Annotated in this window: 15 protein-coding genes; 8 read left to right on the top strand and 7 right to left on the bottom strand. The window is 62.5% G+C overall.

The annotated features are described in order from the left end of the window. The first annotated feature begins 36 nt into the window (after nt 1-36). From bamA to lpxB, 7 genes are all read left to right on the top strand, one after another. A complete protein-coding gene (gene bamA / locus J2X24_RS04475; RefSeq protein ID WP_209717221.1) occupies nt 37-2,484 on the top strand; it encodes an outer membrane protein assembly factor BamA in 2,448 nt (815 codons plus the stop codon). 49 nt (nt 2,485-2,533) lie between these two features. After that, complete coding sequence (locus J2X24_RS04470) at nt 2,534-3,328, top strand: OmpH family outer membrane protein (protein WP_209717218.1); 795 nt, start codon at nt 2,534-2,536, stop codon at nt 3,326-3,328. Nucleotides 3,329-3,343: 15 nt separating this feature from the next. Beyond that, nucleotides 3,344-4,393, top strand: a complete 1,050-nt coding sequence (gene lpxD, locus J2X24_RS04465) for a UDP-3-O-(3-hydroxymyristoyl)glucosamine N-acyltransferase (RefSeq protein WP_209717215.1) — start codon at nt 3,344-3,346, stop codon at nt 4,391-4,393. A 56-nt stretch (nt 4,394-4,449) separates the two neighbouring features. Continuing rightward, entirely contained in the window at nt 4,450-4,917 is a 468-nt protein-coding gene (gene fabZ, locus J2X24_RS04460) for a 3-hydroxyacyl-ACP dehydratase FabZ (protein ID WP_209718275.1), read from the top strand. A 73-nt stretch (nt 4,918-4,990) separates the two neighbouring features. Then, nucleotides 4,991-5,779 carry an acyl-ACP--UDP-N-acetylglucosamine O-acyltransferase gene (gene lpxA, locus J2X24_RS04455; RefSeq protein ID WP_310002584.1) on the top strand — a complete coding sequence of 263 codons (789 nt, stop codon included), beginning with the start codon at nt 4,991-4,993 and terminating at the stop codon, nt 5,777-5,779. 140 nt (nt 5,780-5,919) lie between these two features. Further along, the gene (locus tag J2X24_RS04450; RefSeq protein ID WP_209717209.1) at nt 5,920-6,756 is read left to right on the top strand and encodes an LpxI family protein; all 837 of its coding nucleotides are present in this window, start codon (nt 5,920-5,922) and stop codon (nt 6,754-6,756) included. Beyond that, complete coding sequence (lpxB, locus tag J2X24_RS04445) at nt 6,743-7,945, top strand: lipid-A-disaccharide synthase (protein WP_245344442.1); 1,203 nt, start codon at nt 6,743-6,745, stop codon at nt 7,943-7,945. Before J2X24_RS04450 ends, lpxB begins: the two co-directional genes overlap by 14 nt. Before the next feature lie 3 nt (nt 7,946-7,948). On the opposite strand, the gene J2X24_RS04440 is transcribed toward lpxB, so the two are convergent. The 3 genes from J2X24_RS04440 to gltX all read right to left on the bottom strand — a co-directional run bounded on the left by J2X24_RS04440 (nt 7,949) and on the right by gltX (nt 13,210). Beyond that, entirely contained in the window at nt 7,949-10,309 is a 2,361-nt protein-coding gene (locus J2X24_RS04440) for a family 78 glycoside hydrolase catalytic domain (RefSeq protein ID WP_209717206.1), read from the bottom strand. A gap of 122 nt (nt 10,310-10,431) precedes the next feature. Next, nucleotides 10,432-11,721 carry a citrate synthase gene (gene gltA / locus J2X24_RS04435; RefSeq protein WP_209717203.1) on the bottom strand — a complete coding sequence of 430 codons (1,290 nt, stop codon included), beginning with the start codon at nt 11,719-11,721 and terminating at the stop codon, nt 10,432-10,434. 73 nt (nt 11,722-11,794) lie between these two features. Beyond that, nucleotides 11,795-13,210 (bottom strand): glutamate--tRNA ligase, encoded by a 1,416-nt coding sequence (gene gltX / locus J2X24_RS04430; RefSeq protein ID WP_209717200.1) that lies wholly within the window; start codon nt 13,208-13,210, stop codon nt 11,795-11,797. 129 nt (nt 13,211-13,339) lie between these two features. Here gltX and J2X24_RS04425 point away from each other — a divergent pair, with 129 nt between their 5' ends. Then, nucleotides 13,340-15,481: a ComEC/Rec2 family competence protein gene (locus J2X24_RS04425; RefSeq protein WP_209717196.1), complete on the top strand. Its 2,142-nt coding sequence runs from the start codon at nt 13,340-13,342 to the stop codon at nt 15,479-15,481. Here J2X24_RS04425 and lexA read toward each other — a convergent pair. From lexA to J2X24_RS04405, 4 genes are all read right to left on the bottom strand, one after another. Continuing rightward, nucleotides 15,472-16,170: a transcriptional repressor LexA gene (lexA, locus tag J2X24_RS04420; protein ID WP_209717193.1), complete on the bottom strand. Its 699-nt coding sequence runs from the start codon at nt 16,168-16,170 to the stop codon at nt 15,472-15,474. The genes J2X24_RS04425 and lexA overlap by 10 nt on opposite strands. A gap of 121 nt (nt 16,171-16,291) precedes the next feature. Beyond that, nucleotides 16,292-17,092: an indole-3-glycerol phosphate synthase TrpC gene (gene trpC, locus J2X24_RS04415; RefSeq protein WP_209717190.1), complete on the bottom strand. Its 801-nt coding sequence runs from the start codon at nt 17,090-17,092 to the stop codon at nt 16,292-16,294. Beyond that, nucleotides 17,089-18,105: an anthranilate phosphoribosyltransferase gene (gene trpD / locus J2X24_RS04410; protein ID WP_209717187.1), complete on the bottom strand. Its 1,017-nt coding sequence runs from the start codon at nt 18,103-18,105 to the stop codon at nt 17,089-17,091. Before trpD ends, trpC begins: the two co-directional genes overlap by 4 nt. Beyond that, on the bottom strand, nt 18,098-18,691 hold the full coding sequence (locus J2X24_RS04405) for an anthranilate synthase component II (RefSeq protein WP_209717184.1): 594 nt from the start codon (nt 18,689-18,691) through the stop codon (nt 18,098-18,100). Before J2X24_RS04405 ends, trpD begins: the two co-directional genes overlap by 8 nt. Nucleotides 18,692-18,823: the final 132 nt, after the last annotated feature.

The following is an 18,823-nucleotide window of genomic DNA, read 5'->3' as shown; positions in this document are numbered from 1 at the left end:
GCTAACACCCGTACCCACAGCCTGCTTCGAGGCCGCATGACCCTCTCTCACAGCCTTTCCTTCAGCGCCAGCGTCATGGCCATCATCGCGGCCGGCACCTTTGCCACCGCCGCCGACGCGCGCGCCTTCCTGATGCAGGATGCCCCGGCGGCACCGCCAGAGGCGACGGCGGGCGCGACACCAGGGGCTGCGCCGCAGGCAGCGGATCCGGCGGCCCAGGCGGCTCCCGCCACGCAAACGGCCTACGTGTCGGCGATCACCGTCCAGGGCAATGAGCGGATCGATTCGCAGACCATCGTGTCTTACCTGCCGTTCCAGACCGGATCGACCGTCGACGCGGAAATGATCGACCTTGCGGTCAAGACGCTCTACCGCACCGACCTGTTCTCGGACGTCCAGATCGCCATGAATGGCGGCGAGATGGTCGTCACCGTCGTCGAAGCCCCCATCATCAACCAGGTGGTGTTCGAGGGCAACAAGTCGATGACCAAGGACAAGCTGCGCGACGAGGTCCAGATCCGTCCGCGCGGCGTCTTCACCAAGGCCAAGGTCCAGGAAGACGTCCAGCGCATCATCGAACTGTATCGCAAGGCTGGTCGCATCTCGGCGACCGTGACGCCAAAGATCGTCGAACTGCCGCAAAAGCGCGTCGACCTGATCTTCGAAATCACCGAAGGCGCCAAGACCGGCGTGGCCTCGGTCAACTTCATCGGCAACAAGGCGTTCTCGGACAACGAACTGCGAGGCGTCGTCGTGACGCAGAAGTCGCTGTGGTGGCGCTTCTTCTCGTCGAACGACAACTACGATCCCGACCGGATGGATTACGACCGCGAGCAGTTGCGCAAGCACTACACCAACCGCGGCTATTACGACTTCCGCGTCATCTCGGCGGTGGCCGAACTGACACCGGACCGCAAGGACTTCGCCATCTCCTACACCCTGGATGAAGGCCAGAAGTACAATTTCGGCCGCATCACCATCAAGACCGACAACGACAAGCTGAAGTCGGAAGACCTGCTGCGCTCGATCTCGATCCGTCCGGGCCAGCTCTATGAGGCCGAGCGCGTCGAAAAGGCGGTCGACGACCTGACCTTCGCGGCCGGTTCGCGCGGCTTCGCCTTTGTCGACATCCGTCCCCAGGAAGAGGGCGATCCGAACGACCGCAATGTCGACCTGACCTTCAACGTCCACGAAGGCGCGCGCGTCTACATCGACAAGATCGACATCGTCGGCAACACCCAGACGCTCGACCGCGTCATCCGCCGCCAGATGCTGGTGTCCGAAGGCGACGCCTACAACAAGGCGTTGCTGGAACGCTCCAAGGTCTATGTCCGCGGTATGGGCTTCTTCAAGGAAGTCGAGATCAAGGACAAGCCGTCGACGCAAGCCGGCAAGACCAATATCGAGGTCGCGGTCGAGGAGCAGCCCACCGGCGAACTCAGCTTCGGCGCCGGCTTCTCGTCGTACCAGAAGTTCATTCTCGACATTGGCATCTCGCAGTCCAACTTCCGCGGTACGGGCCAGCAGATCCGCGCCCGCGTCCAGACCGGCTCGATCCAGAAGGACATCGACTTCTCCTTCACCGAGCCCTACTTCATGAACCGCAACGTTCAGGCTGGTTTCGACCTGTTCCAGAGCTCGTACCATTATAAGGGCGTTAGCTACTCGACTGACACCATCGGCGCCGGCGTCCGCCTCGGCTATAACCTGAACGGCTATTCGCTGCTGCGCCTGCGCTATAACCTGCGCAGCGACGACATCCAGTACGGTTCGACGAACGAATGTAACGGCCTGCTGTACAACTGCGGCCAGGGCGTGACGTCGTCGGTCGGCTACACTCTGTCGTTCGATTTGCGCAACGACTTCATCCAGCCGACGCGCGGCTGGAACGTTGTCCTGCGTCAGGACTTCGCCGGTCTTGGCGGCGATGTCCGCTACGTCCGTTCGGAAGGCGAAGCCCACTGGTATCACGGTTTCCGCAAGGACATGATCCTGCACCTGTCGGGCACGGCCGGCGCCATCATCGCCTTCAACGGCGACGCTGTCCGCATCAACGACCGCTTCTTCAAGGGCGGGGATACGATGCGCGGCTTCGAATATGCCGGTATGGGACCGCGTGATACCTCAACGACCTACGCCCTGGGCGGCCAATACTATGGCATCGGTTCAGCGGAGCTGGGTATTCCCAACGGCCTGCCGGAGCAGTATGGCCTTAAAACCGCTCTATTTATCGATGTAGGTACGCTTGGCGGTGTGGACCGGCGCCTGAAGGTTTACTCGGCCGCGGATCCGAACGGGACTTACGATGCAGGGGACCCAAACACCAATATTCGTGACGATCTGTCCCTGCGGGCTTCGGCGGGTATCACCATCCGCTGGAAGTCGCCGATGGGGCCGATCCAGTTCGACCTGAGCCAGATCCTGTCTCGCGAGGAATACGACAAGGTCGAAACCTTCCGCTTCTCGCAATCGACGCAATTCTGATAACCAACACCGACCTTTACTCTCTCAACCAAACATAAAGTACCTGGACATGAAAAAAGCGAACCTCTTCCTGATCGCCGGTCTGGCGGCCCTGACCGCCGGCGCCGCCAATGCCCAAACCGCCGCCGCCCCGACGCCGCCGACCTTCGGCGCCGCCATCCCCGGCCAATGCGTGCTCGACGAACAGGCCGCCATGACGACGTCCGCCATGGGCAAGGCCGCGTCGCAGCGCCTGGTCCAGCTGAAGTCGGTCGTCGACGGTGAACTGCAGCAGCAGGGCACGGCGCTCGAAACCGAATATAAGACGCTGGCCGCCAACCAGAAGACGCAGGCTGCCACGCCGGCCGGCAAGACTGCCTGGGAAACCAAGGCCCAGGACTGGGCCAAGAAGCGCGACGCCTTCCAGGGCAAGGTCCAGCAGCGCCAGCAGGAAATGCAGTACACCCAGCAGGAAGTGATGGCGGCCATCTTCTCGAAGATGATCCCGAACATCAACGCCGTGGTGACGCAAAAGGGTTGCTCGACCGTCGTTTCGGCCGCCAGCCTGCTGAGCTATGACACCACCACGACTGGTGCCGACGGCAAGCCGGTCGCCCAGAAGTTCACCTATGTCAATCCGGCTATGGACATCACCTCGGCCGTGGTGCAGAAGATGGACTCCACCGGCGAGCTGCTGCCGGCCTTCGACCGCGTAAGCCTCGACCAGCCGGCCGCCCAGGGCGCTGCCGCTGCTCCGGCCGGCACGCCGAAGCCCGCAGCTGCCGCTCCGAAGCCCGCTGCACCCAAGCCTGCGGCCGCTGCTCCGAAGCCCGCTGCTGCAGGGACCGCGCCGAAGACGAACTAAGAGTTAAGCCCATCTATGCCTGATCTGCGTTTTTTTGAAGTCGGTTCAAAAATCGACGTGGATCAGGCAATGGGGCTGACATCGACCCGGCTGCTATCGCCGGACCGGAAGGGGAGCGGCTTCATCGAGGCTTGCGCCCCTTTGTCGTTTGGAGGGCAGGGCTTCGGCGAAGGGAAGGCGGCGTTTTTTAGTGATCGCCGCTACCTGGCCAAGCTCCAGCGCACGCGCGCCGAATACGTCTTCGTCACGCCCGATTTTGCCGATGAGGTGCCGGACGGCAGTATTCCGTTGATCGGCGCATCGCCCCAGGCGGCATGGTCGCGGGTGGCCGGGCGTCTTTACCGCCCGCGTCTTCATGATGGCGCGCAGGCTGTGCATCCATCTGTCCGGTGCGAGGAAGGTGTTTCGCTGGGCGTCGGCGTCGTCATCGGCCAGGACGTCGAGATCGGCGCCGGTACACGCATCGAGGCCTATGCGGTCATCGGTCCGGGCGTACGCATCGGTCGCAACTGCCGCGTCGGCGCGCACAGCACCATCTATTGCGCCATGATCGGCGATCGCGTGCAGTTGTCGGCGGGCGTGCGCATCGGCGAGGCGGGGTTCGGCGTCAGTGGCGACGCCAAGGGCCTGGTCGACGTGCCGCAACTGGGGCGCGTCATTCTCCAGGACGATGTGTCGGTCGGCGCTGGTACCTGTATCGACAGGGGAGCCTTTGATGACACGATCATCGGAGAGGCAACCAAGATCGACAATCTGGTCCAGATTGCCCACAATGTTCGAATCGGTCGTAACTGCATTGTTGCAGCGCACGCTGGTCTTTCCGGCTCGGTCGAGGTAGGTGACGGTGCGATGTTCGGCGGCCGTGCCGGCGTGGTCGATCACTTGCGTATTGGAGCGGGCGGCAAGATTGGCGCCGGTTCGTGTGTGTTCAAGGACGTCCCTGACGGCCAGACTGTGTCGGGTTACCCGGCCAGGGCGTCGCGGCAGTTTTTACGTGAAACCGTGTGGCTGGAAAAGCATGCCGCCGGCAATACCCCGCCCAGGGATAAGTCGGGCGAAGGATAAGGAAGAGTTAGATGAGCGACGCGGAACATGATGTCCAGACGGCCCCGGCGGCCGGCGTGGGTGACGTAGCGGAAACCGGCGTTTCGGTGGACTATGCCGAGATACTGAAGCGGATTCCGCACCGCTATCCTTTCCTGCTTGTCGATCGCGGTGAAAACTGGATTAAGAACAAGTCGATGACCGGCATCAAGAACGTGACGTTCAACGAACCGTTCTTCAATGGCCACTTCCCGGAAAACCCGGTCATGCCGGGCGTCCTGCTGATCGAGGCCATGGGCCAGACGGGCGCCGTGCTGATGTCGAAATCTTTGGACGCAGATGTTGAAGGCAAGACCATCTTCTTTATGTCGGTGGATGGTGTAAAGTTCCGCAGTCCGGTGCGTCCGGGCGATACGGTGCGCATGCCGGTCGAGGTGGTGCGTCATCGCGGCGACATCTTCAAGTTCCGCGGTGAGGCCTATGTCAACGACCGGATCGTCTGCGAGGCCGAATTCGCGGCCATGGTCGTCGAAAGCCCAAAGTAAGGCCGCCGCAGCGCGGTCAGACTGCCAATAAGACCGCTTCTTAGCGGTCACACGGAAAGACCTGCCTATGAGTGTGACCATCCATCCGACCGCCATCATCCACGACGGCGCGCAGCTTGGCGCGGACGTGGATATCGGGCCCTATTGCATTGTCGGGCCGCATGTGACGCTTCAGGATCGGGTGAAGCTGAAATCGCACGTCGTGATCGACGGCATCAGTGACATCGGCGCCGATACGGTCGTCCATCCGTTCGCCTGTTTGGGCGGACCGCCGCAGCACCTGGCGCACAAGGGCGAGCCGACCAAGCTGATCGTCGGCGAGCGCTGCCTGGTGCGTGAGAATGTCATCATGCATACGGGCACGGAAAAAGGCGGCGGCATCACGGTCGCCGGCAATGACTGCATGTTCATGGCGGGATCGGGGATCGCGCACGATTGCATTCTCGGCAACAATGTCATCCTGGCCAACCAGGCGTCGTGCGGTGGTCACGTGCAGGTTGGCGATTTCGTGTTTCTGGGCGGGTCGTGCGCGGTGCATCAGTTCGCGCGGCTGGGGCGGTATTCGTTCATCGGCGGCGGCGCGATCGTGACCAAGGACGTCATCCCTTATGGCTCGGTGTGGGGAAATCATGCGCGGCTTGAGGGGTTGAACCTGGTTGGCCTAAAACGCCGGGGTTTTTCGCGGGAAACGATCCTGCATCTGCGCACGGCGTATCGGATGATGTTTGCGGAGGAGGGGACGTTCCAGGAGCGTTTGGACGACGTGCTTGAGACGTACGCTGAAGTGCCGCAGGTGGTGGAGATCGTCCGGTTTATCCGTGAGGACTCGACGCGGCCGATTTGTTTGCCGTCGGATCATTGACGCTGTCGAGTAACGGGGTTTGGGGCCTGTGGCCCCAAGCCTTTAGACTTCTTTTTGGCTAAGGCCCTTCAGGGCCATCGCCAAAAAGAAATGTAAGATTTTGGGGGCACGGCCCCCAAACCCCATAAGTCGAAAGCGCCATGACCAACGCCACCAAACTCGCCCTCATCGCCGGCGGCGGCCAACTCCCGGTCGAAGTCGCCACCTACGTGGCACGGACAAACCGGCCCTACATCGTCGTCCGCATCGAAGGCCTGTCCGACGAAGCGCTAAACGGCCACCCCGGCCATACCCTCAGTCTCGGCGACTTCGCCAAACTGTTTGAAATCCTGGCCACAGAGCAGTGCAAGGCCGTCACCATGTGCGGCTATGTCCAGCGCCCGGACTTCACCACCTTCGACCAGGGCGCCGCCAATACCCAGGCCCTGTCCTCGATCCAGCAGGCCGGCCGGGGCGGGGACGACTCCTTGCTGCGTCAGGTCGCCAAGGTCATCGCTTCCCAGGGCTACCATATCGAAGGCGCCCACGAAGCCAATCCCGACCTTTTGATCGCTGGCGGTTTGCAAGCCGGTCCCGACCCGTCCCCAGAAGCCATGGAAGACGCCCAGGAAGCCTTGCGGATTGCAAGCGCTATTGGCGGGCTCGATATCGGCCAGGCGGTCGTCGTTGCCGGCCGTGTCACCCTGGCTGTCGAAGCCCAGGAAGGCACGCAAAACCTTCTCCGTCGCATCCCGACCTTGCCGGCCAATATTCGCGGTTCGCTTTCGCAACGCAAGGGAGTCCTGGCCAAGTTGCCCAAGCCGATCCAGGACCTGCGCCTCGACATGCCGACGATCGGCCTCTCGACCGTCGAAGACGCTTCGGCTGCGGGACTGAGCGGTATCGTCGGCCGCAAAGACCACCTGCTGATCGTCGACAAGCCTGCTGTCTTCGCCAAGGCTGCCGAACTCGGACTGTTCATCTATGGCCTCGACTGACGCCCCAATTGCAAAGCGCAAGCTGATGCTGGTCGCCGCCGAAGCGTCCGGCGACATGCTGGGCGCCGGCCTGATGACGCAACTGCGCGCCCAGGCCCCGCACATCGACTGGCGGTTTGTCGGTGTCGGCGGCGCGCGCATGGCCGAGCAGGGCGTCGACAGCCCCTTCGATATCGCGCAACTGTCGATCCTCGGCCTCGTCGAAGGCCTGAAAGCCCTGCCGCGCGTAAATGCCCGGGTCAAGGACACGGTCGCCCTGGCGCAGCGCGAACAGCCGGACGCCGTCGTCTTGATCGACTCATGGGGTTTTACGCTGCGCGCCGCCAAGGCGATCCGCAAGGCGATGCCGAGTGTGCCACTGATAAAGTATGTTGGCCCTCAGGTCTGGGCGGCGCGTCCCGGCCGCGCCAAGACCCTGGCCGGCGCGGTGGACTTCCTGATCGCGCTGCATCCCATGGACCCGCCCTTCTTCGAAGCGCATGGCCTCAGGACGGTTGTAGTCGGCAATCCAGCGCTACACCTCGACTTCTCGCCCGCTGATCCTGTTGCGTTTCGCAAGTCAATTGATCTGGCCCCGGATGCCCCAATGCTGCTCGTCCTGCCGGGCAGCCGGCCGGCCGAGATCCGCCACATGATGCCGATCTTCGCCGAGGTCATGACCCGCTTGCACGTCGCAAGGCCGGATGTGACTTTTGTTATGCCAGTGGCTGATACGGTGCGTGACCGCGTGCTGGAGGCCGTCAAGGACCTGCCTGTCCCTATTCGCCTGATCGACAGCGAAGCCGACAAGCTGTCGGCTATGCAGGCGGCGACCTTGGCCTTGGCGTGTTCCGGCACGGTCTCGACCGAACTGGCTCTAGCGGGCTGTCCGATGGTGATCGCCTATAAGCTGGAACCGCTGACCCATTGGATATACACGCGCATCATGACGTTGAAGCACGTGACCATGTTCAACATCATGGCCGACAAACGCATAGCGCCGGAGTTTATCCAGGATGACTGCACGCCCGACAACCTGCTGAAGGCTGTAATCGACCGGCTGAATGACAGGGCCCTGCGTGAGCAGCAGGTCGCAGAACAATTCGCCGCGCTCGACATTCTCGGCCGTGGCCAGCGTCCGACCGCCGAGCGCGCCGCCGAAGCGGTACTGGATTTTCTGGAGATCAGCGCGACGCGCACGGCCAACTGATTTTCAATCAGCCAGGTCCAGAACCGTTTTCCCTGACTGTAAAGGATGGGCGTGGCCTTGCCAGACGAACTGGCCGGTCACGCCGTCCGGCAGAACCAGTTGCGCCTGAAGCTTGCCGCCACTACGAACATACCTCGCCTGAATCAATCCTTTCGGATGCGCGGCGGCGGCATCGACCTGCTTGAGCGTTCCCAGGGCAGGCCGGATGACGACCGTCGTATAACCGGGCGACGCGGGCCGAATGCCAGCCACAATTTCGATCAGGCCTGAAGTTGGATGTGCCGACCAGGCGTGGGTGTCGGACCGCGTCGGTTCGGCCTCTTCCGGCAGGGTGGTCAGGTTGAGCTTCACCATATCGCGCCAGGTCAGCATAAGGTCGCCATAGCGGTTTGCCAGTCCGGACTTGGCTTCGGCCTGAGCGATGTAGTGTCCCCATATATACGAGGCTTGGGCCACACCTTGCGGTGCGGTCAATCCCGTCGACGGGCGGATGTGTTGCAGGACGTCCTTGGCTTCGGTCCCGGGCACGACATCATAAAGCACAGCCAAGGCGTTGGCGTGCTGGCTGTAACGCAGCTTGTCAGGCGCATCGGCGATCAGACCGTTATCGGCACGGCAGTGGCGACGGACAGCTTCGATGGCCGCCGTGGCGTCATTGATGTCGCGCGCCTGCCGCGCCGGATCACCCACAGCGCCTTCCAACTCGGCGGCTTGCTGCAGGGCGCCGATAAAGAGCAGGCTCGTCAGGCAGGACTCGCCCTCTCCATCATAGAAATTCGCGGGACGACCATTTAACCCGGGCGACCAGTCGATCCAATCCCAGCCTGGCGGTTGGGTCAACAAACCGCGCCGCCCGCGAAGCTTGCGGAACCGGTCGAGCACTATGCGGACGCCGGGAAGCTGCGCCGCGGGCATGCTGCGGTCCGGATTATAATAGTAATAGTCGTGGATCATGCCGATCCACAGCAGCGAGAACGACGGGATGATCTGCGACCGCGCTGATGGATAGCGGCTTTGCGTCAGGCCATCGCGCCCGATCGATCGCCCGATGGACGCGATGGCCTGTTCCGCAAGCCGTGCATCGCCCGAGACGACGTAGGAGATCAGCGCCTGCAGCCGCGTGTCGCCGACATACTGCAACTGTTCCCAATAGGCCGTGTCCATATAGGTTTCGTGTGCGTCGATCTTCGCAGTGCGCCAGCCCGCCTGCCAGATGGCGTCGAGACCGCTGTCGTCGGAGCGGAACCAGCCCTTCTGTTCGAACGGATAGCCGGTTTCCATGACCTCCAGCCGGTCGAGCGTCAGCGGCGCGATGCCAGTCGTGATATCGAGCGCCATATAGCGCCAGGTCCGCCACCATAGGGGCGCAAAGGTCCGGCTTTCGCCGCCGTCGGCGATAAAGGTGTCGGTCAGGCCAAGCGCCTCGCGGCCAACGATGGCGTTGCGGTCACCCTTCTTGAGGTCCTTGTCGTAGAGCGCCTCGGAATAGGTCAAGCGGATTTCAGCGTCGCGGCCGCCGGAGACCGTCAGGCGCGGATAGCCAGCGATCATCGTGCCGCGATCGATCAGGATGCGCGTGCGCCGATTGGCCGGAATGGTCAGCGGGAAGGCCTTGGCGCCTTTGAGATCGCTGCGCACGACCTTGCCGGAATCGACTGGCCGATAGATTTGTGGCGGCAGCGGATCAGGCGTCAGGTGCCTCGGTCCAGTCGGGTTTTGCAGCGGATTTGCAATCCGTGAAGGCGTGGCGTCTTTCCAGGTGCCCATCCCCGACTGCCAGTTCCACGTCGTTGCACGGCCGTCGATCCGCTCCGCCGGTCCGGCGGCGTAATAGCCGAACCACTTGTCGCCGATTGTCATGGGAACGGCTGATGCCGTGTGGTCCGAAGTCATGGCGACCTGCCAACCCTTGCCAGTGTTGGCCTCGGCTTCGCGCGCTGTCCGGCCTTGAACGAAAAAGCCGGTTTCGGCCGTCATCTGCGCCATCGGGCGGACATCGCCGAAATTCCAGACCTCCGCCGCCAGGACGTTCTCGCCGGACTTCAGATAGGGCGAGATGCCGAAGGTCGCGTAACGCCAGGCTTGCGGATCCGACTGCGACGGCCCGGAACCGACGCGTTGTCCGTTGACATAAAGGATGAAGCGATTATCGGCTGAAACTTGAATCTCATAGGTTTTTGGTATTTCTGAAAGCGCCAGAACCTTGCGGAAATGCAAGACCACCGGCCCCTGCGGCGGCGCATCCGGATGCGACACCCATTGTGCGTCCCACGGCGGAATGGCGCCGAAATCCTGGGCTTGAGACGCAAATGGACCGCACAGCAGGGCCACGACGATCAGCAAAGCATTCTGTAGGACGCGCATGGTTTCGACCCTGTCCGTTTTTTGGCAGCATCAACCGCTTACCGCCGACAGTCAACCGGACGCTTTCAGCACAAAAAAGCCCGCTCGTGATGAGCGGGCTTTTCCAGAGTGTGTCGTAGAGATTAGCCGCGGGCCGACAGCGGCACGTAGTCGCGCTGCGTGGCGCCGGTATAGAGCTGACGGGGACGACCAATCTTCTGCGAAGGATCCTCGATCATTTCTTTCCACTGGGCGATCCAGCCCACGGTGCGCGCCAGGGCGAACAGCACGGTGAACATGGTGGTCGGGAAGCCCATGGCCGACAGGGTGATGCCCGAATAGAAGTCGACGTTCGGGAACAGCTTGCGTTCAACGAAGTACTCGTCGTTCAGCGCGATCTGCTCCAGCTCCTTGGCGACCTGCAGCAGCGGATCGTTCGGATCGCCGACAGCGGCCAGGACTTCGTCGGCCGACTGCTTCATGACGGTCGCGCGCGGGTCGTAGTTCTTGTAGACGCGGTGGCCGAAGCCCATCAGGCGGTACTTCTTATCCTTCACGCCCTGGACGTAGTCCTTGATGTTCTCCGGCTTGCCAATTTCCTTCAGCATGTTCAGCGCCTCTTCGTTGGCGCCGCCATGCGACGGGCCCCACAGGCAGGCAATGCCGGCGGCGATGCAGGCGAACGGGTTGGCGCCCGATGAACCGGCCAGGCGGACGGTCGAGGTCGAGGCATTCTGTTCGTGGTCGGCGTGCAGGATGAAGATGCGGTCCATCGCCTTGACCAGGACTGGATCGACAACATAGTCCTCTGCCGGCACGGCGAAACACATGCGCAGGAAGTTGGCCGAATAGCTGAGGTCGTTGCGCGGATGGACGAACGGCTGGCCGACGCTGTATTTGAAGGCGCGGGCGGCGATCGTCGGCATCTTGGCGATCAGGCGGTGGGCCGAGATCTCGCGCTGCTTCAGGTCGTGGATGTCCAGGCTGTCGTGATAGAAGGCCGACAGGGCGCCGACGGCGCCGGTCATGATGGCCATCGGGTGGGCGTCACGGCGGAAGCCCGAGAAGAAGCGGTCGAACTGCTCATGCAGCATGGTGTGGCGCGTGATGTTGCGCTCGAACACCTCGAATTCCGCGGCGCTCGGCAGTTCGCCGTGCAGCAGGAGGTAGCAGGTTTCCAGGAAGCTCGACTTTTCAGCCAGCTGGCCGATGGGATAGCCGCGGTGCAGCAGTACGCCGGCATCGCCGTCGATAAAGGTGATCTTGCTTTCGCAGCTGGCGGTCGAGGTGAAGCCCGGATCGTAGGTGAACGCGTCGGTTTCCGCATACAGCTTGCGGATATCGATGACGTCGGGTCCCAAAGTGCCCTTCTGGACCGGCAGGGAAACTGCCTTGCCACCGACGTTGAGGTTGGCAGATGTATTCTGGGTCATGTTACGCTCACCCCTTGATGTTTGTGTGCGACGCAACCGAAATCGCGTTGCGACTGCTATATAAAGTCGCGGATCAAATGAAAAGGGCCGCGTTAAGACGATTCAGGGTTTCGGCCTGTCCGAGGCTCGTCAAAACCTTCGAAATGTCGGGGGCGGGCATGCCGGGTGATAGTACACCTCTTAAGGCGGGACCTATCTTTCCGAAGCCAATACATTCATTTTCAACGAATTTTTTCAATCCGGCGTCGGTTGCCTCGACGGACCAGTCGGCCCATCCGCTCACAGTGTCGTGAAACCGCAACAGTCGCTGACGGGTTTCGTCATTAAGCAACCCCTTGGTCTTTTCGTCCAGCTCGTGCGGGCCTTTGGCAAGCGCGAACTGCACGGCCTCGGCCAGCTGAATCAGCGTCTGGGCGCGTTCCTTGACCAGCGGCACGGTACGCGTGAGGATTTCGCGCGTTTCGGGCGTATCCGCGGCAACCTGGCCCTGGTGACGCAACGTCTTGACAGTCAGGTCGATCAGCCGGGTTTCATCGCAGGCGCGGATCCAGTGAGCGTTGACCGAGCCCAGCTTGGCGAAGTCGAGACGCGACGGCGCGCGGTTGATGTCCTTGATATCAAACCACTCTATGGCCTGCGCATCATCAAAAATCTCATCATCGCCGTGCGACCAGCCCAGGCGCGCCAGGTAGTTGCGCATGGCTTCGGGCAGGTAGCCGAGCTCCTGATAGTCGCCGACGGCCTGGGCGCCGTGACGCTTCGACAGCTTGGCGCCGTCCGCGCCGTGAATCAGCGGGATATGGGCGAAGGTCGGCACGTCCCAGCCCAGCGCCATATAGATCAGGCTCTGGCGGGCGGCGTTGTTCAGATGGTCGTCGCCGCGGATGACGTGGGTGATTCCCATGTCATGGTCATCGACGACAACGGCCAGATTGTAGGTCGGCGTGCCGTCCGAACGCAGCAGCACCAGATCGTCCATGTCCTTGGTGTTGAAATGGACGTCGCCCTGGACGGCGTCGCGCACGACCAAAGGCTCATCGAGAGGGCCCTTGAAGCGGATGACATGCGGCTCTTCGAGTTGGGCGGCCGTTGGCGTCTTGTCGCGCCACGTCGAGCGAAGGGCATGGCCGGCCTCACGGGCTTCCTCGCGCGCGACGTCGGTGTCTTCGGCGGACATGAAGCAGTGATAGGCGCGGCCATTGGCCAGCAGGGCGTCGACGGCCTTCTTGTGGTGCTTTTCGCGCGCAGCCTGAAAGACCACCGTGTCGTCGGGCTTTAAACCCAGCCAGTCGAGGCCTTCGAAAATGGCATCGACCGCTTCGCGCGTCGAGCGTTCGCGGTCGGTGTCCTCGACGCGGATCAGGAACTTGCCGCCGGTGTGGCGGGCATAGAGCCAGTTGAACAGGGCCGTGCGGGCGCCGCCGATGTGCAGGTAGCCGGTAGGCGAGGGGGCGAAGCGGGTGACAACTTGCGAAGAAACGTTAGGCATGGTCAGTTCACGAAATTCGGGGCGGAGATTTGGGGCTCCTTATAGCGGTCTTTGCCGTAACCCAAAGCATTTTTGACAGGGCAGGACTTGGCGTTTTTGGGGGGAAACTGGGCGGCGAAGATAACGGATATGGCCGAGTGGCGTTCGCGCCTGGCCGACGCGGTAGCGCGCCAGCGCGGCCGGTTGTTCCTGTGGTTGCCGGTGGCTTTCGGATTTGGGGCTGCAGGTTATCTCAGCCTGCCGGTAGAACTGCATCTGGCGTGGTTTGCCGTAGCGGCGGTGGTGTCGGGCGGCGCGTGGTGGGCGTGCCGTCGATGGGGACCGCACGCCCTGAACGGCTTGATGCTGGCCGTGTTCCTGGTCTTTGCCGGCGCGCTGGTCTGCAAGTTGAGAGCGGAGCATGCAGCAGCGCCCGTCCTGCCGTCCGACCGCAGCGAGTACAACATCACCGCTGTCGTGGTCGATGTGGTCTCCAGTTCTTCGGACGCGCCGCGCCTGACGCTGGCGCCAGTCACCATGCGTGGCCTTGACCCTGAGCAAATGCCGTTGCGGCTGCGGGTAACGCTCCGGCCTGGGATGATCGAAGCTTATGACATCAAGCCTGGCGATACGATCTCGGCCTTTGCCATCCTCAATCCGCCGCCATCGCCCCTGATCTCCGGCGGCTATGACTTCGCCCGCAACGCCTATTTTCAGGGCATAGGCGGCGTCGGCTTTATCCCAGGCGAACCGCGCGTCTTGCCGGATCAGGACTATGGCTGGCGACTGGAAGCGGCCACCGGGTTGAACCGGCTACGCTGGGCTCTGACGCGCAGCATCGTCAACGACATCAAGCCGGCCTATCGGGACGGACCAGAGCTTGGCGGTTTTGCGGCGGCGCTGGTGACTGGCCATCAGGCCTTCGTGCCGCAGAGCCTGATCGATGAGATGCGCGATTCCGGCCTGGCCCACATCCTGTCGATCTCGGGCGTCCACATGGCGGTGGTCGGTGGCTTCGTTTTCTTCATCTTGCGGTGGTGTATGGCGGCCTGGCCATGGCTGGCCCTGCGTGTGCCGATCAAAAAGGTCGCGGCCGGAATCAGCATCGTTGCTGTGGCGCTTTATCTGGCCATCTCCGGCGCACCGGCGCCGGCTGTTCGCGCCGCCGTCGTGGCATGGGTGGCTTTTGCTGCCATCCTGCTCGATCGTCGCGCGCTGAGCTTGCGGGCGCTGGCAATCGCTGCCTTTATCGTCATCCTGTTGACGCCCGAAGCCGTTATCCAGCCGGGCTTCCAGATGTCGTTCTGCGCGACGGCGGCCCTTCTCGGCTTAAGTGAAGCCCATCAGGCGCCGATCCGCGAGATCAGCGTGCCGTGGTGGGTGAGGGCCTTTCAGAAAGCCGTGCACGGTTTGTGGCTGTCGATCCTGCTGTCGCTGGTGGCGACGCTGGCGACCACGCCGTTCTCGATTGCCTATTTCAACCGCTTTTCCGTCTATGGTCTGCTGTCCAATCTGTTCGAAGCGCCGATTACCACTTTTATCGTCATGCCGGGGCTCGCCATCGGCGCGACCTTGAGCGAGACGCCCTTGGGGCCGTTGTTTCTGCGTATCGCGGCCGGCGGATTATGGCTGATTGCGCGCATCGCCGAATGGACCGCCGGCTTGAAGGGCGCGGTCATCACCTGGCCCGGCGCGCCGGACTTTGTCCTGGTCCTGTCGTTTCTGGGACTGATCTGGGTTTGCCTGGTAAGGGGTTGGGCGCGCTGGCTTGGCTTTGCGGCCGGACTGTCCATCCTGTACTGGCCGAGATTACCCGCGCCGGACATCTGGATTGACCCGCAAGGCGGAAACGCCGCTATTCGCCGTGACAAGGACGCCTATCTGCTCAGGCCCAAGGTCCGCCGTACCGGCTACGAGTACTGGTCGCGGCGCTATGGCTTCAACATGCTGGGCGAGGATGGACGCGACAGGGATTATGAATGCGCAGGCTATGCCTGTACGCCGTGGCCAGACGCCCAATTGCGCGTCGGTTTCTGGTTCAGCAATAAACCGCCCAACAAACTCACGCTGACAACCCTTTGTCTGAACAGCGATCTTGTCATCTTGCGTAGCCCCGTCGGAGACTGGCCAACTGATTGTTCGGGCGTCAACCGCATCAGCGCGGGTGACTTCCGTCGTCTCGGCGCCATCGAACTGACGCGCCGAAATGGTGAGTGGCATCTGAAGGCGGCGCAGCCCTTGCGCGGCAACCGCCCTTGGACGCAGGTCTCAGACGCTCAAGATCAGTGGTAACGCCTCATCAGACCGACCAGCTTGCCCTGCACGGCCACTTCGTCAGCATTGTAGATGCGGGTCTTGTAGGCCGGATTGGCGGCTTCCAGGGCGATCGATGCGCCCTTCTTGCGCAGGCGCTTCAGTGTCGCCGTATCACCTTCAACAAGAGCCACGACGATCTCACCCGATTGGGCGGTATCGGTCTTCTTGATGACGACATAGTCGCCGTCGAGAATGCCGGCGTTGATCATCGAGTCGCCTTCGATTTCCAGCAGATAGTGCTCACCGGCGCCCAGCATGACCTCCGGCACGCGCAAGCGGTCGCGCTCCTGGCCCATGGCCTCGATCGGCACGCCGGCAGCGATCTTGCCCAGCAGCGGCAGTTCGCGGGTATCGTCGTTGACCGGGCGCAGCGCGTCGGGCGGACGCTTGCTCTCGACCACTTGCGGCACAAAGGTCTGGCGGCCGCGCGGGGGGGCGGAGGTTGTCGCCTGGTCCGGCAGCTTGATGACTTCGAGGGCGCGGGCGCGGTGCGCCAGGCGGCGGATGAATCCGCGTTCCTCGAGCGCCGTGATCAGCCGGTGGATACCGGACTTGGACGCCAGGTCCAGCGCCTCCTTCATTTCATCGAACGAAGGCGATACGCCGCCCTCCTTGATGCGCTCATGGATGAACATGAGGAGTTCGCGTTGTTTGGTCGTCAGCATGGTTCGAGCACCTGTCGGGTAGGACCTGTTTTCGCCGTATGACACCATGCAGCGGTGAACAAGTCATGAACTTGTGCTTCGTGTTCTGTGTGTGTTCTCGTGAATTGTCAAGAGGCGAAGTTTATTCGCCTGCCACGCCGAGCAGGGTTTGGGTCGCCAGGGTGACGTCGGCTTGACGCATCAGGCTTTCGCCGACCAGCATGGCGGTGGCGCCGGTGGCCCCGAGACGTACGACGTCGTCCACCGTGAAAATGCCGCTTTCGGCGACCAGGACATGGTCTGGGCCAGTCATCTTCGACAAATCTTCGGTCGTTGTCAGGCTGACGCTGAAATCCCTTAAGTTCCGATTGTTTATGCCGATCAGCCGCGAGGAGAGCTTAAGCGCGCGTTCCATCTCGGCCGCGTCGTGAACCTCAACCAGGGCATCCATGCCGTAATGATGAGCGGAGGCGATCAGGTCGGCCGCCAGCGAATCGTCGATCATCGCCATGATGACGAGGATGGCGTCGGCGCCGAGCGCACGCGATTCGGCCACCTGCCAGGTATCGACCAGAAACTCCTTGCGAATGCACGGCAGGGAGACGGCATTGCGCGCCATTTGGAAGTGGCTTTCGTGGCCCATGAAGCTGGGGTTATCGGTCAGGATCGACAGGCAGCTGGCGCCTCCGGCCTCGTAACACCTGGCCAGGAAGGGCGGGTCGAAGTCCTCGCGAATCAAGCCCTTGGACGGGCTTGCCTTCTTGACCTCGGCGATCAGGGCCAAAGACCCCGAACGCTTACCGTTGATCAGTGCGTTCATAAACCCACGAGGCGCACCGATTTCGGTGGCCTGTGCCTCCAGTTCGGCGACAGTCGCGCGTTCGCGGCGCTGGCTGACTTCCTCACGCTTGTAGGTGGCGATCGATTCCAGAATGTCCATCACGAGCCTTGCGTCGTTTTGATGAGAATGTCGAGCGCCTGGCGGGCGCGACCATCGTCTATGACGGCTTCACCAAGCTCGATGCCTTCGCGCAGGGTTTCGACGCGATCAGCGACCAGGAAGGCGGCGGCCGCGTTCAGCAGGACGATGTCGCGATAGGCGCTCTTTCGGCCGTCGAGTAAAGCTTTGAGTTCGGCGGCATTGTGGTCAGGTGTGCCGCCGGTGATATCGGCCAGAGCCGCGCGCGGCAGGCCCACAGCTTCCGGCGTGATTCGGAACAGGCGCATCTTGCTGTCCGCCCACTCGGCGACTTCGGTTTCGCCGGTCGTGGTCAGTTCATCGAGGCCCGCACCGTGCACCGCCCAGGCGCGGGTAGCGCCCAATGCGCCCAAGGCCTGGGCAATGGGCTCGACGAAGCGCGGCGAGGGGACGCCCACGACCTGGCGGCGGGCGCCGGCGGGGTTGCTCAAGGGGCCCAGCAGGTTGAAAATGGTGCGGAAGCCCAGTTGCTGGCGGATCGGCGAGACGTGCTTCATGGCGCCGTGGTGCGCCTGAGCGAACAGGAAGCAGATGCCGGCGTCGTCCAGCGCCTTGCGCTGCTGCTCAAGCGTCGCTTCGATATTGACGCCCAGCGCCGCCAGTACGTCGGCCGTGCCGGATTTCGAGGTGATGGCGCGGTTGCCGTGCTTGGCGACCTTGCAGCCGCCGCCGGCCGCGACGAAGCCTACGGCGGTCGAGATATTCAGCGTATGCAGGCCATCGCCGCCCGTGCCGCAGACGTCGATGACGTCGTAAGGATGGTCGAGATGGATGGCGGCCTTGCGCATGGCCCGGGCGCACGCCGCGATTTCGCCGACGGTTTCGCCACGCAGCTTGATGGCGGTGACGGCGGCGGCGACCTGGGCGGGCGTCGGCTCGCCGCGCAAACAGGCGTCGAAAAAGGCTTCGGCGTCGTCGCCATCAAGCGTCGCGCCGTCAGCCAGGCGCGCCAGCAGGGGTTTGAAGGCGTCAGACATAAAGGTTCTGGCTCTTGATGCCGGCCAGTTCGAGGAAGTTGGCCAGAAGCTGGTGGCCGCCCTCGGTGGCGATCGATTCGGGGTGGAACTGGACGCCATGGATCGGACGCGTCTTGTGTTGGACACCCATGATTTCGCCGTCGTCGGTCCAGGCGGTCACCTCCAGATCGTCGGGCAGTGTCTCGCGCCTGATGGCCAGCGAGTGATAACGCGTCGCTGTAAACGGGTTTGGCAAGTCTTTGAAAATGCCGACATTGTTGTGATGGATCTGGCTGGTCTTGCCGTGCATCAAGGCCTTGGCGCGGATGACGTCGCCGCCATAGGCCTGGCCGATTGACTGGTGGCCCAGACAAACGCCCAGAACCGGCATGTCCTCGGGGGCGGCGCGCAGGAGCGGCAGGCAGATGCCGGCCTGGTCGGGCGCGCATGGCCCTGGCGACAGCAAGATGGCGTTGGGCGCCAGCGCCAGGGCGTCCTGAACGCTCAAGGCATCATTGCGATACACCTTCGTCTCCGCGCCCAGTTCGGCGAGGTAATGGACGAGGTTGTAGGTAAAGCTGTCGTAGTTATCGATGACCAGAATCATGTGCGCCTCCGCGAAGCGCGTCCGGTAGAGATCGAGAGCACGCAAAGCCTTTGGTCATTTAAGCAATACGATGGTCTTTTCCAAGCCTTAAGATTTCCGCGCAGAGTTAAGATTGGTTAACGCTTTGATGGT

Origin of the sequence: Asticcacaulis solisilvae, from assembly GCF_017875235.1 — a bacterium.
GTDB lineage: Bacteria > Pseudomonadota > Alphaproteobacteria > Caulobacterales > Caulobacteraceae > Asticcacaulis > Asticcacaulis solisilvae_A.
This window is presented reverse-complemented; position numbering and strand designations above follow the sequence as displayed.

Bases quoted from the DNA above. Each gene is read 5' to 3' on its own strand.
- bamA (WP_209717221.1), top strand. From the start codon at position 37: ATGACCCTCTCTCACAGCCTTTCCTTCAGCGCCAGCGTCATGGCCATC.
- J2X24_RS04470 (WP_209717218.1), top strand. From the start codon at position 2,534: ATGAAAAAAGCGAACCTCTTCCTGATCGCCGGTCTGGCGGCCCTGACC.
- lpxD (WP_209717215.1), top strand. From the start codon at position 3,344: ATGCCTGATCTGCGTTTTTTTGAAGTCGGTTCAAAAATCGACGTGGAT.
- J2X24_RS04450 (WP_209717209.1), top strand. From the start codon at position 5,920: ATGACCAACGCCACCAAACTCGCCCTCATCGCCGGCGGCGGCCAACTC.
- lpxB (WP_245344442.1), top strand. From the start codon at position 6,743: ATGGCCTCGACTGACGCCCCAATTGCAAAGCGCAAGCTGATGCTGGTC.
- J2X24_RS04440 (WP_209717206.1), bottom strand. From the start codon at position 10,309: ATGCGCGTCCTACAGAATGCTTTGCTGATCGTCGTGGCCCTGCTGTGC.
- gltA (WP_209717203.1), bottom strand. From the start codon at position 11,721: ATGACCCAGAATACATCTGCCAACCTCAACGTCGGTGGCAAGGCAGTT.
- gltX (WP_209717200.1), bottom strand. From the start codon at position 13,210: ATGCCTAACGTTTCTTCGCAAGTTGTCACCCGCTTCGCCCCCTCGCCT.
- J2X24_RS04425 (WP_209717196.1), top strand. From the start codon at position 13,340: ATGGCCGAGTGGCGTTCGCGCCTGGCCGACGCGGTAGCGCGCCAGCGC.
- lexA (WP_209717193.1), bottom strand. From the start codon at position 16,170: ATGCTGACGACCAAACAACGCGAACTCCTCATGTTCATCCATGAGCGC.
- trpD (WP_209717187.1), bottom strand. From the start codon at position 18,105: ATGTCTGACGCCTTCAAACCCCTGCTGGCGCGCCTGGCTGACGGCGCG.
- J2X24_RS04405 (WP_209717184.1), bottom strand. From the start codon at position 18,691: ATGATTCTGGTCATCGATAACTACGACAGCTTTACCTACAACCTCGTC.